The sequence below is a fragment of the Streptomyces katrae genome, from assembly GCF_002028425.1.
Taxonomy (GTDB): domain Bacteria; phylum Actinomycetota; class Actinomycetes; order Streptomycetales; family Streptomycetaceae; genus Streptomyces; species Streptomyces katrae_A.
Window position 1 is genome coordinate 6428207 of record NZ_CP020042.1, and the last position, 14498, is coordinate 6442704.

The window sequence follows — 14498 nt, forward strand, 5'->3', positions numbered from 1 at the left end:
AAAGGCAAGACCTGTGAGCACCGAAGCGTACGTGTACGACGCGATCCGCACCCCGCGCGGGCGCGGCAAGGCCAACGGCGCCCTGCACGGCACCAAGCCCATCGACCTGGTCGTCGGCCTCATCCACGCCCTGCGCGAGCGCAACCCCGGCCTCGACCCCGCCACCATCGACGACATCGTGCTCGGCGTCGTCGGCCCGGTCGGCGACCAGGGCTCCGACATCGCCCGCATCGCGGCCATCGCCGCCGGACTCCCCGACACCGTCGCCGGCGTACAGGAGAACCGCTTCTGTGCCTCCGGCCTCGAAGCCGTCAACCTCGCCGCCGCCAAGGTCCGTTCCGGCTGGGAGGACCTGGTCCTCGCGGGCGGCGTCGAGTCCATGTCCCGCGTCCCCATGGCCTCCGACGGCGGCGCCTGGTTCGCCGACCCCATGACCAACTGGGACACCGGCTTCGTCCCCCAGGGCATCGGCGCCGACCTCATCGCCACCATCGAGGGCTTCAGCCGGCGCGACGTCGACGAGTACGCCGCCCTCTCCCAGGAGCGCGCCGCGACCGCCATCAAGGAGGGCCGCTTCGCCGGCTCCGTGGTCCCCGTCACCGACCGCAACGGCCTGGTCGTCCTGGACCACGAGGAGTTCGTCCGCCCCGGCACCACCGCCGACACCCTCGCGAAGCTCAAGCCCTCCTTCGCCGACATCGGCGACCTCGGCGGCTTCGACGCCGTCGCCCTGCAGAAGTACCACTGGATCGAGAAGATCGACCACGTCCACCACGCCGGCAACTCCTCCGGCATCGTCGACGGCGCCTCCCTCGTCGCCATCGGCACCCGCGAGGCCGGCGAGCGGGGCGGCCTGCGCCCCCGCGCCCGCATCGTCTCCGCCGCCGTCTCCGGCTCCGAGCCCACCATCATGCTCACCGGCCCCGCCCCCGCCACCCGCAAGGCCCTCGCCAAGGCCGGGCTGAGCATCGACGACATCGACCTCATCGAGATGAACGAGGCCTTCGCCGGCGTCGTCCTGCGCTTCGTCAAGGACATGGGCGTCTCCCTCGACAAGGTCAACGTCAACGGCGGCGCCATCGCGCTCGGCCACCCGCTCGGCGCCACCGGCGCCATGCTGCTGGGCACCGTCGTCGACGAACTGGAGCGCCAGGACAAGCGCTACGGCCTCGTCACCCTCTGCGTCGGCGGCGGCATGGGCGTCGCCACCATCGTCGAACGCGTCTGATCCGTCCTGATTCCCGATCCCTGATCCCACCCCGACACGGAAGTAGCGAACATGAGCGAGTCCACAACGATCCGCTGGGAACAGGACGAGACCGGCGTCGTCACCCTCGTCCTCGACGACCCGAACCAGTCCGCCAACACGATGAACCAGGCCTTCAAGGACTCCATCGCGGCCATCGCCGACCGCGCCGAGGCCGAGAAGGACTCCATCCGCGGCATCATCTACACCTCCGCCAAGAAGACCTTCTTCGCGGGCGGCGACCTCAAGGACATGATCGGGCTGCGCCCCGAGCACGCACAGCTGGCCTTCGACACCGGCACCGCGATCAAGCGCTCGCTGCGCCGCATCGAAACCCTCGGCAAGCCCGTCGTCGCCGCCATCAACGGCGCGGCCCTCGGCGGCGGTTACGAGATCTGCCTCGCCTCCCACCACCGCGTCGCCCTCGACGCCCCCGGCTCCAAGATCGGCCTGCCCGAGGTCACCCTCGGCCTGCTCCCGGCCGGCGGCGGCGTCACCCGCACCGTCCGCCTCATGGGCATCGCCGACGCCCTCCTGAAGGTCCTGCTCCAGGGCACCCAGTACAACCCGCAGCGCGCCCTCGAGGCCGGCCTCGTCCACGAACTGGCCGCCACCCCCGAGGACATGCTCGCCAAGGCCCGCGCCTTCATCGACGCCAACCCCGAGTCGAAGCAGCCCTGGGACGTACCCGGCTACAAGATCCCCGGCGGCACGCCGTCCAACCCGCGCTTCGCCGCCAACCTCCCGGCCTTCCCCGCCAACCTCAAGAAGCAGCTGAACGGCGCCCCCTACCCGGCGCCGCGCAACATCCTGGCCTGCGCCGTCGAGGGCTCGCAGGTGGACTTCGAGACCGCGCTGACCATCGAGGCCCGCTACTTCACCGAGCTGGTCACCGGCCAGACCGCGAAGAACATGATCCAGGCCTTCTTCTTCGACCTCCAGGCCGTCAACGCCGGCCGCAGCCGCCCCCGGGGCGTCGAGCCCCGCACGGTCCGCAAGGTCGCCGTCCTCGGCGCCGGGATGATGGGCGCCGGCATCGCCTACTCCTGCGCCCGCGCCGGGATCGAGGTCGTCCTCAAGGACGTCAGCGCCGAGGCCGCCGCCAAGGGCAAGGCCTACTCCGAGAAGCTGCTCGACAAGGCACTCGCCAAGGGCCGTACCACCGAGGCCAAGCGGGCCGAACTGCTGGCCCGGATCACCCCCACCGCCGACGCCGCCGACCTGGCCGGCTGCGACGCCGTCATCGAGGCCGTCTTCGAGGACACCGCCCTCAAGCACAAGGTGTTCCAGGAGATCCAGGACGTCGTCGCCCCCGACGCCCTGCTCTGCTCCAACACCTCCACCCTCCCCATCACCGGCCTCGCCGAAGGCGTCGCCCGCCCCGCCGACTTCATCGGCCTCCACTTCTTCTCGCCGGTCGACAAGATGCCGCTGGTGGAGATCATCAAGGGCGAGCGCACCGGCGACGAGGCCATCGCCCGCGCCTTCGACCTGGTCCGCCAGATCAACAAGACCCCGATCGTCGTCAACGACTCCCGCGGCTTCTTCACCTCGCGCGTCATCGGCCAGTTCATCAACGAGGGCGTCGCGATGGTCGGCGAGGGCATCGAGCCCGCCTCCGTCGAACAGGCCGCCGCCCAGGCCGGCTACCCGGCCAAGGTGCTCTCCCTGATGGACGAGCTCACCCTCACCCTCCCGCGCAAGATCCGCAACGAGACCCGCAAGGCCTTCGAGGCCGAGGGCCGCGCCTGGACCGAGCACCCCGCCGACACCGTCATCGACCGCATGGTCGACGAGTTCGGCCGCCCCGGCCGCAGCGGGGGCGCCGGCTTCTACGAGTACGACGAGAGCGGCAAGCGCACCCGCATCTGGCCGGGCCTGCGCGAGCACTTCGCCAAGCCGGACGCCGCCCAGATCCCCTTCGAGGACATGAAGGAGCGCATGCTCTTCGCCGAGGCCGTGGACACCGTCCGCTGCCTGGACGAGGGCGTGCTCACCTCCATCGCCGACGCCAACATCGGCTCCATCATGGGCATCGGCTTCCCCGCCTGGACCGGCGGCGTGATCCAGTACATCAACGGCTACGAGGGCGGCCTGCCCGGCTTCGTCGCCCGCGCCCGCGAACTCGCCGCCACCTACGGCGAGCGCTTCACCCCGCCGGCCTCCCTGGTGGCGAAGGCCGAGCGCGGCGAGACGTACACCGACTAGCCGACCGGGCCCGTCCGGACACCGGACACGGCGAGGGGCCACCCCGGGGACGTCCCCGGGGCGGCCCCTTCGCGCAGGACCAGGGCCGGGATGCGGGGGCGCCCGATGCGGCGCACCAGACGGGTCGAACATCGAGGTTCCCGACGGTTACACGCACGGCGTCGCGAGCCGCGACTCGATGCTGTTCTACAACGCCGACAACGGCCAGGGCGGCACCGGCACCCTGCGCAACGGCCGCTACCACCACGTCCGCTCGTACGACAACTTCAGCACGGGCTGGGATTCCCTCGCCGCCTCGTGTGACACGGCGGTCTTCGTCAAGTCCGGCGAAGTCGGCCTGGCCCTGGCGGACAACGGCTCCCAACTCCGCTACCGCATCGCCCGGGCGACCGACGGCAAGGTCGGCGCCTTCCGCGACATCGGCACGTCGGGCGTGTGGGAGGAAGAGGGCCGGACCGGCGACAGCCTGTTCTTCTACAAGACGGACGGCACCGCCTGGACCTCGAAACTCAGCGGGAACACCTACGCCAACGTCGGATCTCTGCCCGGGGTCTCCTCGGGCTGGTCGTTCCTCGTGGGCGGCGTGTGAGTCCCCAAGCACCTTTTCAGCGGGCGGCGTTCACCCGGATTCCGGGGCGAACGCCGCCCGCAGTTCATCCTTCAGCGACCGTTGGAAGGCCGTCACCAGGGCCTGCACCACCATCGGCTGCATGTGCGCCGACAGGGCCTTCATCGACTCGATCCGCTCCTGATCGCTCTCACCCTCGGTGAACGGCCCCCACACCTCGTCCCGGAACAGCGCCGTCAGCTCGTGCGCCGCCGTCCGCGCGTGCTCCAGCAGGATCCCCCGCGCCACCAGCAGCGTCTCGTGCGCGATCGGCACGTCCAGCAGCGCCACCCCCAGCCGCAGCAGCCCCGCCTCCACCCGGAAGCCGCCGTCCGACTCCGCCACCACGTTCATCGCGGCCAGCCGGCGCAGGTCCTCCTCCGACAGGCTCCGCCCGGCGCGCTTCTCCAGCTCCGCCCGCGACACCTCCAGCGCCGCGTCCGGCGCCCAGGTCGCCACCAGCGCCCGGTGGATGGCCAGGTCGTGCGGGCTCAGGTCGTCGGGGAGGGCGTCGAGGTAGCGCTGGATCGCCGACAGGGTCATGCCCTGGTGCTGGAGCTCCTCGATCAGCGCCAGCCGCGACAAGTGCTCCGGGCCGTAGTGGCCCACCCGCCGAGGTCCGATCACGGGAGGGGGCAAAAGGCCGCGCGTGCTGTAGAACCGTACGGTGCGGACGGTGACACCGGCCCTCGACGCCAGCTCGTCGACGGTGAGCATCGGCTCGGTCGCCCGGTGGTCGGCCATCGTCCGCTCCTTGCTCTCTGCTGCACGGCTTGGGTTCAACAGTATTGCTGTCGCACCAACGATGTGAAACGGCCAGGAGCTGCCCATGACCACGAACCTGCGACTGCCCGGACGTCCCGAAGACCTCACCCTGCCCGCTCTGCTCGCCCGCAACGCCGCCGAACACCCCGACCTGCCCGCCCTCTCCTGGCGCACCGGGGGCACGGACGGGGGCGCGGACGGGGGCACGGGCGCGGAGGGAGGCGGCGCCGGCGGGTGGGAAACCCTCACCTGGAGCGAGGCCCGCCGCCGTGTCGCCGTCCTCGCCGCCGGATACACCGCCCTGGGCGTCGCCCGCGGCGAACACGTCCTGCTGATGATGGGAAACCGGCCCGAGCACTGGCTCAGCGACCTCGCCCTCGTCCACCTCGGCGCCGTCCCCGTCACCGTCTACGGCACCTCCGCCCCCGAGCAGATCGCCCACATCGCCCGCCACAGCCGCGCCCGGCTGGCCGTCGTCGAGGGCGCCCGCGAACTCGCCCGCTGGGCCCCGCTGCTGGACGACCCCGCCACCCCGCTGGAGCGGCTCGTCGTCGTGGAGGCCGCCGAAGCCGGCCCGCACGCCACCTACGGCTCCCTCTACGCGAGCGGCGCCCGCCTGCACCGCCCCGACACCTTCGAGAAGGCCTGGCAGGAGAGCCGTCCCGAGGACCCGCTGACCGTCGTCTACACCTCGGGCACCACCGGAGACCCCAAGGGGGTGCGGCTCAGCCACCGCAACATCCTGCTCCAGTCGGTGCGCCTCGACCGGCACGTGGAGCTCCCCGAGCACGCCGAGCACATCTGCTACCTGCCCTTCGCCCACATCGCCGAGCGGATCCTCGGCATCTACCTGCCGCTGCTGCGCGCCGCGCACGTGCGGCTGGTCGCCGACCCCACCGCCGTGGCCGGCGCGGTGCGCGAGCTGCGGCCCGTGCAGTTCTTCGGCGTGCCACGGGTGTGGGAGAAGCTCGCCGCCGGCGTACGGGCGGTGCTGGCGGGGCTTCCCGAGGAGCAGCGGCGGGCCATCGACGGCGCGGGGGACGTGGCCCGGGCCCTGGCCGGGCACCGGGAGCGCGGCGAGGAGGTCCCGGCCGCGCTGGAGGCCTCGTACGCGGAGGTGAAGGAACGGGTACTGGACCCGCTGCTGCGGCTGGCGGGTCTGGACCGGCTGGTCTGGACGGCCAGCGCCACCGCGCCGATGCCGATCGACGTGGTCCGCTTCTGGGCGGGCTGGGGGATCACCATCATGGACGCCTGGGGCCTGACCGAGACCTCGGGGGTGTGCACCGTCAACAGCAACACCCCCGGCGGCTTCCGGCTGGGCTCGGTGGGCCGGCCCATCGAGGGGCTGGAGCTCAGGCTCGCCGAGGACGGGGAGGTCCTGACGCGCGGAGCGACCGTCTTCGACGGCTACCTGCGGCCCGACGGCACGGTGGAGGGCGCCGCCGACGCCGAGGGCTGGTTCCCCACCGGGGACATCGGCCGGCTGGACGAGGACGGCTTCCTGTGGCTGACGGACCGCAAGAAGGAACTGATCATCACCTCGAACGGCAAGAACGTGGCCCCGGCGCTGGTGGAGAACACCGTCAAGGAACACCCGCTGATCGGCCAGGCCCTGGTCCACGGAGACGGCCGCTCCTACCTGGTGGCCCTGCTGGTCCTGGACCCCGAACTGGCCCCGTCCTGGGCCGCCGCCCGGGGCATCGAGGCGGCCACCCTGGCGGACCTGGCCGCCCACCCGGCGGTCCTGGAGGAAACGGCCCGCGCGGTCGAGGCCGCCAACGCCCGCCTCAACCGCACGGAACAGATCAAGCGCTACCGGCTGCTGGCCGAGGAATGGGGCCCGGAAACGGGCGAACTCACCCCGACGCTGAAACTGCGCCGCAGGGTGGTGCGGGAGAGGTACGGAGCCTTGCTGGAGGGCTTGTACGAGGGACCCTGAGCCCCGGGCCGGGGGGCCTGGCGGCGGGCTCGCGGCGCGGGCCCGCCATCTCCCCCTCGAGGGGTCCCGGCCGACCGGTGCTTGCCCACCCGCCTCCCCGGCTGCGGGGCGGCGGGTGGTCCGGCCCCTCCCTGGGGCGGGGCCGGACCGCGGGGCGGTACGGGGGAGGGCGGGGTCCCGGCGGGGTCCCGGCCGGCTGTTGGCTACCGCCCGGTGGGTGGGCGGGGGCCGTCGCTAGCGGCCCACCACCGGGTAGTGGTCCGAGAGGTTGGAGTAGGTGTACGACGTGCCCCAGCTGGAGACCGTCCAGGGGGTCGACTCCTCCTTGACCACGTTGTTCTCCCAGCCCGACGGGCGGGCGTTGCCCTTGCGGTAGAGGACGTAGTCCAGGTCCTCGCGGGGGTCCGTGGGGTAGCGGTAGTTGGCGATCGAGTTGAGCGCCGTGTCGAAGGAGTACGGGTGGCCCGTGCGCGTGTCGGCGGGGGCCAGGTCGAGGTCGGTGAGCATCGAGGAGTACTCCGGGCTGCGGGAGTCGACGTTCATGTCGCCCGCCACGATGACCTGTTCGTCCGCCGGGATGTTCTTGGCGTCGAGGAAGGCGTCTATCGCCTTGAACTGGCGGCTGCGCATCTGCGCCGCCTCACCCGTGCCGCAGCCGGAGTCGGTGGACTGGGCGTGCGTGCCGACGACGTGCACCTTGGTGCCGTTGACGTCCAGGACCACGTACGCGAAGCCCTTGTTGGACCACCAGTCGGAGCCGCAGGCGTCCTTGTAGATCACCTGCTCCTTGCGCAGCACCGGCCACTTGCTGAGGATCGTGACGCCGCCGTCCTCCGGGGTGGTGGCGGAGTAGGAGCCGCCCGTCGCGTCCCAGCCGCTCTTGCTGCGGCCCACGACCGGGGTCTGGTACGGGTACTGGGCGGCGGCGTTCGCCTTGAGCGCGTCCGACGCGCCGTTGTCGAAGGCCTCCTGGAGCACCACCACGTCGCGGCCCTGGAAGAAGGAGGCCTTGGGGATCTCCGCCGCCCGGTGGTCCTGGCCCCAGTTCGGGTACAGGTTCTTGCTCATCAGGAACGTGTTGTACGTCAGGACGCTCAGCCGGGGAGCGGAGCCGCTCTGGGCCGCCGTGGCGGCGGGGGCGCAGGAAAGGGCGAGGGCTGCTGCTGCGGCGGTCGCGGCGACGGCCGTGGCGGCGGCGCGGCTGCGGTGCGAGATCTGCGGCATGGAGGTCTCCAACATGTCCGGTGGAATCCTGCGGGGGAAGATCGACGCCGTCATCCAAGCAGCCACGGTTACTTCGGGGTAACACCCGTGACAAGACTTTCTGTCCGGACCAAGACTTCTCGCGCTCGCATAATTGACCTCATGAACCACACTGGTCACATCACCCCCCAAATCCCCCCGAGGCGTCTCGATCCCGAGCCCCCGCCGCCGGGCGGGGTGCTGTGGACCACCGCCGGGGACATCCGCTCCCTGCTGACCCTGCCCGCCGCCTTCACCATGCAGGTCGCCCACCCCGCCGTCGGCGCCGGCGTCGACCAGTACTCGGTCTTCCGCACCGACCCCTGGGGGCGCGGCGAGCGCTCCCTGCGCTCGGTGATGCTGTGGGTCTACGGCGGGGACGAGGCCGCCGCCGAGGGCCGCCGGGTGCGCCGCCTGCACAAGGAGATCCAGGGCACCGACACCCGGGGCCGGCGCTACCACTCCCTCGACCCGGCCTGCTACGCCTGGGTGCACGCCACCGGCTTCCCGGTCGCCCAGTACGCCGGCCGCTACCTGTTCCGCCCCATCACCCCCGCCCAGGAGCGGCAGATGTACCGGGAGTGGCTGCAGGTCGGCCGGATCCTGGGGCTGCGCGACCGGGACATGCCGCAGACGGTCGAGGAGTTCTGGCCGTACTACCACCGGATGCTGGCCGAGGAGATAGAGCCGACCAAGGTGGCCCGCGAGCTGGTCGCCGTCGATGCCGACCTGCCCCGCCCCGAGCCCGCCTCCCCGGCCCTGCGGCTGCTGCTGCGGCTCACCTGGCCGCTCCTGCGCACCGGCTACCTGCGCTTCCGGGCCTTCGTCACCGTCGGCTACATGCCGCCCGACGCCCGGGCGGCCATCGGCCTGGAGTGGACCCCGGCCCAGGAGCGCCGGCTGCGGCGGTTCAGCACCGCCGTACGGATCCTCGTGCCGCTCCTGCCCGAACGGCTGCGCTACCTCCCGCAGGCCCGCGCCGCCCGGGCACGGTGGCGCGCCGGGGCCCGCTGAGGGGCCCCGGCGCGCCGGTCCGCGTACCGCCGTGGATCAGTGGTCGTGGATGTTGTTCGTCGCGGCGATCTTCTTCCAGGACTTCGGCTCCACGGCCGGCTTCGCCGGGGCCTGGAGGGAGCGGGCGCCGGGCTTGGCGGCGGGGGCGCCGAAGGCCGGCTTGCCCGGGGTGTACAGCCAGGTGTCGAAGAGCTGGGCGAGCGGCTTGTTCGAGATCTTCTCCGCGTACCGGACGAAGTCCCCGACCTTGGCGTTGCCGTAGGCCCGCTCGGTGGGCCAGCCCTTGAGGATCTGGAAGAACGTCTCGTCGCCGACCTCGTTGCGCAGCGCCTGGATGGCGATCGCGCCCCGGTCGTAGACGGCCCCGTGGAACTGGTTCTCCGCGCCCGGGTCACCCGGCTTGACCTGCCAGAACGGGTCCTCGGCCGGGCGGGTGTCGTACGCCCACTGGGCGAGCTCCTGGGCGGTGCCCTCGCCCTCCTTCTCCGACCACAGCCACTGGGCGTAGCGGGCGAAGCCCTCGTTGATCCAGATGTCCTTCCAGTTGTCCACGGACACGCTGTCGCCGTACCACTGGTGCGCCAGCTCGTGCACGACGACCGAGACGTTCGCGCCGTTCGCGAACTGGCGCGGGCTGTAGAACGGCCGGGTCTGGGTCTCCAGCGCGAAGCCGGAGGGCACGTTCGGGACGTAGCCGCCCAGCGCGTTGAAGGGGTAGGGGCCGAAGACCGACTCCAGCCACTCCGCGACCTCGCCGGTCCGCTCGACGCTCGCCCGCGCCGCGCCCGCGTTGTCGCCCAGGTCCCGGCTGTAGGCGTTGAGGATCGGCAGGCCGCTCGCCGTCTTGTCGGTGGTGATGTCGAACTTGCCGATGGCGAGGGTGGCCAGGTAGGTGGCCTGCGGCTTGTTGGAGCGCCAGTTGTAGCGGGTCCAGCCGAGCCGGGAGGACTGCGACTGGAGCACGCCGTTGCTGATGACCTGGGTGCCGTCGGGCACGTTGACCGAGATGTCGAACGTGGCCTTGTCCAGCGGGTGGTCGTTGCTCGGGAACCACCAGACCGCCGAGTCGGGCTCCTGCGCCGCGATGCCGCCGTCCGGGGTGCGCTGCCAGGCGGACCAGCCGTCGATCTTGAACTCCGAGGGCTTTCCGGCGTACTTGACGACCACGGTGGCCTGCTTGCCCTTGGCCAGCGGCTGCGCGGGGGTGACCTCCAGCTCGTGCGCGCCGGAGGTGGCGAACTTCGCCTTGGCGCCGTTGACCCGGATCTCGCTCACCTTCAGGCCGAAGTCCAGGTTGAACCGGGACAGGTCCTGCTTGGCGGTGGTCAGGAGGGTGGCCGTGCCCTCCAGCAGGTCGGTCTTCGGCTGGTACTGCAGGCGCAGGTCGTAGTGGGAGACGTCGTAGCCGCCGTTCCCGCTCTCCGGGTAGTAGCCGTCGCCGATGCCCGGCGCGCCCTGGACGGTCCCGGCCGCCGACGCCGGGATCACCAGCAGGAGGGAGGCGGCCAGGACGCTCGGGGCGATCAATTTGCGGTACACGAAGAGCTCCAAGGGGTAGGGGAGACAGATCGGTTCATCCGTCGACGGTCGTACGTCGTACGTGGTCCGACCGTATTCACCCGTGGCGACTCAGGTCATGTCCATGGCCCCTGCTGTCACACGATCGCCATTCGGCCGTCACGATCACGGCCCACCACGGTGTCCCGGCCGTGGGACGGGCGGCCCGGAAGGCGCTTTCCGGGGCCCGCCCCTGCCCACGGGGCCGGGCGCAGGTTGGCGCGAATGCGCCCGCCCGCGCTCGAGGGACGCCCGCCAGGGCAGGGGGTGTGCTCCATACCGGCTAGTCGGTAGGGTGCGGTCATGACGATCGACGCCCCCCACGCCGCACGCCGCTGCTGGCACGCCGCCATCAACCCCCTGCACGCCACGAGCTACTTCTCCCCGGAGCTCTTCGAGGAGCTGGGCGCCCTCGGCGTCACCGACCGGGTGGCCGTCAACCTGGCCAGCCGCTCCGCGGCCATGGGCGCCGTCGGCCCCGGCGTGGTCACCGCGACCTTCTACAACTACCGCCACGACCTCGTCACCCGGCACCTCCCCGCCGTCTGGGACACCACCACCCCCGAGCAGGTCCTCGCCGCCCGCCTGCGCGCGGTGGACCGCTCGCTGCGCCGCCTCCTCGGCCCGGAGACGATCGCCTCGCCCGAGCTCGCCGAAGCCGCCGACCTCGCGATACGCGCCACCGAGGCCTGCACCCGGCACGGCCGCACCCTCTACGCCGCCCACGCCGACCTCCCCGTCCCCGAGGAACCGCACCTGCGGCTCTGGCACGCCACCACCCTCCTGCGCGAGCACCGCGGGGACGGGCACCTCGCCGCGCTCCTCCTCACCGGCCTCGACCCGCTGGAGGCGCTGGTCAGCCACACCGCCACCGGCCGCGGCATGACGGAGAAGTGGGTCAAGTCCATCCGCGGCTGGGAGCAGTCCGACCTCGACGCCGCCGCCGACCGGCTGCGCGCCCGCGGGGTCCTCGACGGCGACGGGGAGCTCACCGAGGAGGGCCGCGCCCTGCGCGAGCGGCTCGAGACCGAGACCGACCGGCTCGACGCCGCTCCGTACGAGCACCTCGGCGCCTCCGGCGTCGCCCGGCTCCACGCGCTCGGCGGGGCCCTCGTCCAGCAGGCCATCGGCGCCGGCGCCTTCCCGCCCGACCTCTTCGGAAAGGGCTGAGGGGCTCCCCGCAGCCGCCACCGGCACCTGCCACAATTGCAGCCTTCCACGCATACGCACGAAGGCACGAAGACAGGCGGGACCGCAGTGACGACGATGTCCATCGAAGGCCGGATCGCCGAGGAGCTCGGCGTACGGGAACGGCAGGTCAAGGCCGCCGTCGAGCTGCTCGACGGCGGCTCCACCGTGCCGTTCATCGCGCGCTACCGCAAGGAAGCGACCGAGATGCTCGACGACGCCCAGCTGCGCACCCTGGAGGAGCGGCTGCGGTACCTGCGCGAGCTGGAGGACCGCCGCGCGGCGGTCCTCGACTCCGTACGCGAGCAGGGCAAGCTCGACGCCGAGCTGCAGGCCCGGATCAACGCGGCCGACACCAAGGCCCGGCTGGAGGACATCTACCTGCCCTTCAAGCCCAAGCGGCGCACCAAGGCCCAGATCGCCCGCGAGGCCGGCCTGGAGCCGCTCGCCGAGGGGCTGCTGGCCGACCCCTCCACCGAACCGGCCGCAGCCGCGGCCGCGTTCGTCGACGCCGCCAAGGGGGTCGCCGACGCGGCGGCCGCCCTGGAGGGCGCCCGCGCCATCCTCACCGAGAAGTTCGCCGAGGACGCCGACCTCATCGGCGACCTCCGCGAGCGCATGTGGGGCCGCGGCCGCCTCGCCGCGAAGGTCCGCGAGGGCAAGGAGGAGGCGGGCGCCAAGTTCTCCGACTACTTCGACTTCGCCGAGCCCTTCACCGCCCTGCCCTCCCACCGCGTCCTCGCCATGCTGCGCGGCGAGAAGGAGGACGTGCTCAGCCTGGAGCTGGAGCCCGAGGAGCCCTCCGACACCCCCGGACCGTCCACCTACGAGGGCCTGATCGCCCGCCGCTTCGGCATCGCCGACCGGGGCCGGCCCGGTGACAAGTGGCTGGCCGACACCGTCCGCTGGGCCTGGCGCACCAAGATCCAGGTCCACCTCGGCATCGACCTGCGGACCCGGCTGCGCGCCGCCGCCGAGGACGAGGCCGTACGGGTCTTCGCGGCCAACCTCCGCGACCTGCTGCTCGCCGCCCCGGCCGGCACCCGCGCCACCCTCGGCCTCGACCCCGGCTTCCGCACCGGCGTGAAGGTCGCCGTCGTCGACGCCACCGGCAAGGTCGTCGCCACGGACGTGATCCACCCGCACGTTCCCGCCAACAAATGGGACCAGTCCCTGGCGACCCTCGCCCGCCTCGCCCGGGAGCACGGCGTCGAGCTGATCGCCATCGGCAACGGCACCGCCTCCCGCGAGACCGACAAGCTCGCCGGGGACCTGATCACCCGCCACCCCGAGCTCGGGCTCACCAAGGTGATGGTCTCCGAGGCCGGCGCCTCCGTGTACTCGGCCTCCGCCTTCGCCTCGCAGGAACTGCCCGGCATGGACGTCTCCCTGCGCGGCGCCGTCTCCATCGCCCGCCGCCTCCAGGACCCGCTGGCCGAGCTCGTCAAGATCGACCCGAAGTCCATCGGCGTCGGCCAGTACCAGCACGACCTGTCCGAGGTGAAGCTCTCCCGCTCCCTCGACGCGGTCGTCGAGGACTGCGTCAACGGCGTCGGCGTCGACGTCAACACCGCCTCCGCGCCCCTGCTCTCACGCGTCTCGGGCATCAGCGGCACCCTCGCCGAGAACATCGTGGCCCACCGCGACGCCAACGGCCCCTTCCGCAGCCGCAAGGGCCTCAAGGACGTCGCCCGCCTCGGCCCGAAGGCGTACGAGCAGTGCGCCGGCTTCCTGCGCATCCGCGGCGGCGACGACCCGCTCGACGCCTCCGCCGTGCACCCCGAGGCCTACCCGGTGGTGCGGGCGATGGGCAAGAAGGCGGGCGGCGAGGTGGCCGCGCTGATCGGCAACACCTCCGTCCTGCGCTCCCTGCGCCCCGACGAGTTCGTCACCGAGGCCTTCGGCCTGCCCACCGTCACCGACATCCTGCGCGAGCTGGAGAAGCCCGGCCGCGACCCGCGCCCGGCCTTCAGGACGGCCAGCTTCAAGGAGGGCGTGGAGAAGATCGGCGACCTGGCCCCCGGGATGGTCCTGGAGGGGGTCGTCACCAACGTGGCCGCCTTCGGCGCCTTCATCGACATCGGCGTCCACCAGGACGGCCTGGCCCACGTCTCCGCCCTGTCGAACACCTTCGTCAAGGACCCGCGGGACGTCGTGAAGCCCGGCGACATCGTCAAGGTCAAGGTCCTGGACGTGGACATCCCGCGCAAGCGGATCTCCCTCACCCTGCGGCTGGAGGACGAGGCCGGCGCGGAACGCGGAGCCGGTGCGCCCCGCCAGCGCGACGAGCGCCGCGGCGGCGGCCGTCCCCCGCAACAGCGCGGCCAGGGCCAGGGCCAGGGACGCGGCGAGGGCCAGGGCCAGGGCCAGAGCCGGCGCGGCGACGGCCGGCGCCAGGGCGGGCAGGGCGGCGGCGAGCGGTCCGGCGCCCCGGCCCCCGCCAACAGCGCCATGGCCGATGCCCTGCGCCGCGCCGGCCTCACCGGCGGCGGCCGGGAGGACCGCCGCAAGCGGTAGCCGGCCCGGCGGGCGGGGCCGGCAGCCCTGGCCGGAAAACGCCCACGTGGGAGGGCCGTCCTTGCCAACTCCCGCACGTGATCTGTAGGCATGGTGGAACGCCCGTTCGTCTCGCGCGGACGGGCGTTCCGCGTTTCCCCTCAGGACCGCACTCCCGAGGCCGCCTCAAGGCACAGGACGTTATGCCGATGCCCACCCACGCCTACCGACGC

General features: G+C 72.3%; 10 protein-coding genes. 7 read left to right on the top strand and 3 right to left on the bottom strand.

From position 1 onward, the window contains the following. Positions 1-13: 13 nt before the first annotated feature. From B4U46_RS29095 to B4U46_RS29105, 3 genes are all read left to right on the top strand, one after another. On the top strand, positions 14-1228 hold the full coding sequence (locus tag B4U46_RS29095) for an acetyl-CoA C-acetyltransferase (RefSeq protein WP_079430612.1): 1215 nt from the start codon (positions 14-16) through the stop codon (positions 1226-1228). Between the two features lie 51 nt (positions 1229-1279). Continuing rightward, complete coding sequence (locus tag B4U46_RS29100) at positions 1280-3454, top strand: 3-hydroxyacyl-CoA dehydrogenase NAD-binding domain-containing protein (protein ID WP_079430613.1); 2175 nt, start codon at positions 1280-1282, stop codon at positions 3452-3454. A gap of 178 nt (positions 3455-3632) precedes the next feature. After that, on the top strand, positions 3633-4043 hold the full coding sequence (locus B4U46_RS29105; protein ID WP_079430614.1) for a hypothetical protein: 411 nt from the start codon (positions 3633-3635) through the stop codon (positions 4041-4043). 30 nt (positions 4044-4073) lie between these two features. On the opposite strand, the gene B4U46_RS29110 is transcribed toward B4U46_RS29105, so the two are convergent. Next, entirely contained in the window at positions 4074-4805 is a 732-nt protein-coding gene (locus B4U46_RS29110) for a MerR family transcriptional regulator (RefSeq protein ID WP_079430615.1), read from the bottom strand. Between the two features lie 85 nt (positions 4806-4890). On the opposite strand from B4U46_RS29110, the gene B4U46_RS29115 reads away from it, so the two are divergent. Continuing rightward, positions 4891-6768: an AMP-dependent synthetase/ligase gene (locus B4U46_RS29115; protein ID WP_079430616.1), complete on the top strand. Its 1878-nt coding sequence runs from the start codon at positions 4891-4893 to the stop codon at positions 6766-6768. A 234-nt stretch (positions 6769-7002) separates the two neighbouring features. Here B4U46_RS29115 and sph read toward each other — a convergent pair whose 3' ends face one another. Next, on the bottom strand, positions 7003-7992 hold the full coding sequence (gene sph, locus B4U46_RS29120) for a sphingomyelin phosphodiesterase (RefSeq protein ID WP_079432055.1): 990 nt from the start codon (positions 7990-7992) through the stop codon (positions 7003-7005). A gap of 141 nt (positions 7993-8133) precedes the next feature. Between sph and B4U46_RS29125 the strand changes: the two genes are divergently transcribed. Continuing rightward, positions 8134-9024 carry an oxygenase MpaB family protein gene (locus B4U46_RS29125; RefSeq protein ID WP_079430617.1) on the top strand — a complete coding sequence of 297 codons (891 nt, stop codon included), beginning with the start codon at positions 8134-8136 and terminating at the stop codon, positions 9022-9024. 36 nt (positions 9025-9060) lie between these two features. Here B4U46_RS29125 and B4U46_RS29130 read toward each other — a convergent pair whose 3' ends face one another. Beyond that, positions 9061-10563: a M1 family metallopeptidase gene (locus B4U46_RS29130; protein ID WP_079432056.1), complete on the bottom strand. Its 1503-nt coding sequence runs from the start codon at positions 10561-10563 to the stop codon at positions 9061-9063. A 321-nt stretch (positions 10564-10884) separates the two neighbouring features. Between B4U46_RS29130 and B4U46_RS29135 the strand changes: the two genes are divergently transcribed. Further along, entirely contained in the window at positions 10885-11751 is an 867-nt protein-coding gene (locus B4U46_RS29135) for an SCO6745 family protein (RefSeq protein WP_079430618.1), read from the top strand. A gap of 96 nt (positions 11752-11847) precedes the next feature. Further along, positions 11848-14286, top strand: a complete 2439-nt coding sequence (locus tag B4U46_RS29140) for a Tex family protein (RefSeq protein ID WP_079430619.1) — start codon at positions 11848-11850, stop codon at positions 14284-14286. Positions 14287-14498 lie beyond the last annotated feature (212 nt).

What these genes read in the sequence shown, in the direction of transcription:
- B4U46_RS29135 (WP_079430618.1), top strand. Translation starts at nt 10,885, where the DNA reads ATGACGATCGACGCCCCCCACGCCGCACGCCGCTGCTGGCACGCCGCC.
- sph (WP_079432055.1), bottom strand. Translation starts at nt 7,992, where the DNA reads ATGCCGCAGATCTCGCACCGCAGCCGCGCCGCCGCCACGGCCGTCGCC.
- B4U46_RS29110 (WP_079430615.1), bottom strand. Translation starts at nt 4,805, where the DNA reads ATGGCCGACCACCGGGCGACCGAGCCGATGCTCACCGTCGACGAGCTG.
- B4U46_RS29115 (WP_079430616.1), top strand. Translation starts at nt 4,891, where the DNA reads ATGACCACGAACCTGCGACTGCCCGGACGTCCCGAAGACCTCACCCTG.
- B4U46_RS29125 (WP_079430617.1), top strand. Translation starts at nt 8,134, where the DNA reads ATGAACCACACTGGTCACATCACCCCCCAAATCCCCCCGAGGCGTCTC.
- B4U46_RS29105 (WP_079430614.1), top strand. Translation starts at nt 3,633, where the DNA reads ATGCTGTTCTACAACGCCGACAACGGCCAGGGCGGCACCGGCACCCTG.
- B4U46_RS29100 (WP_079430613.1), top strand. Translation starts at nt 1,280, where the DNA reads ATGAGCGAGTCCACAACGATCCGCTGGGAACAGGACGAGACCGGCGTC.
- B4U46_RS29140 (WP_079430619.1), top strand. Translation starts at nt 11,848, where the DNA reads ATGTCCATCGAAGGCCGGATCGCCGAGGAGCTCGGCGTACGGGAACGG.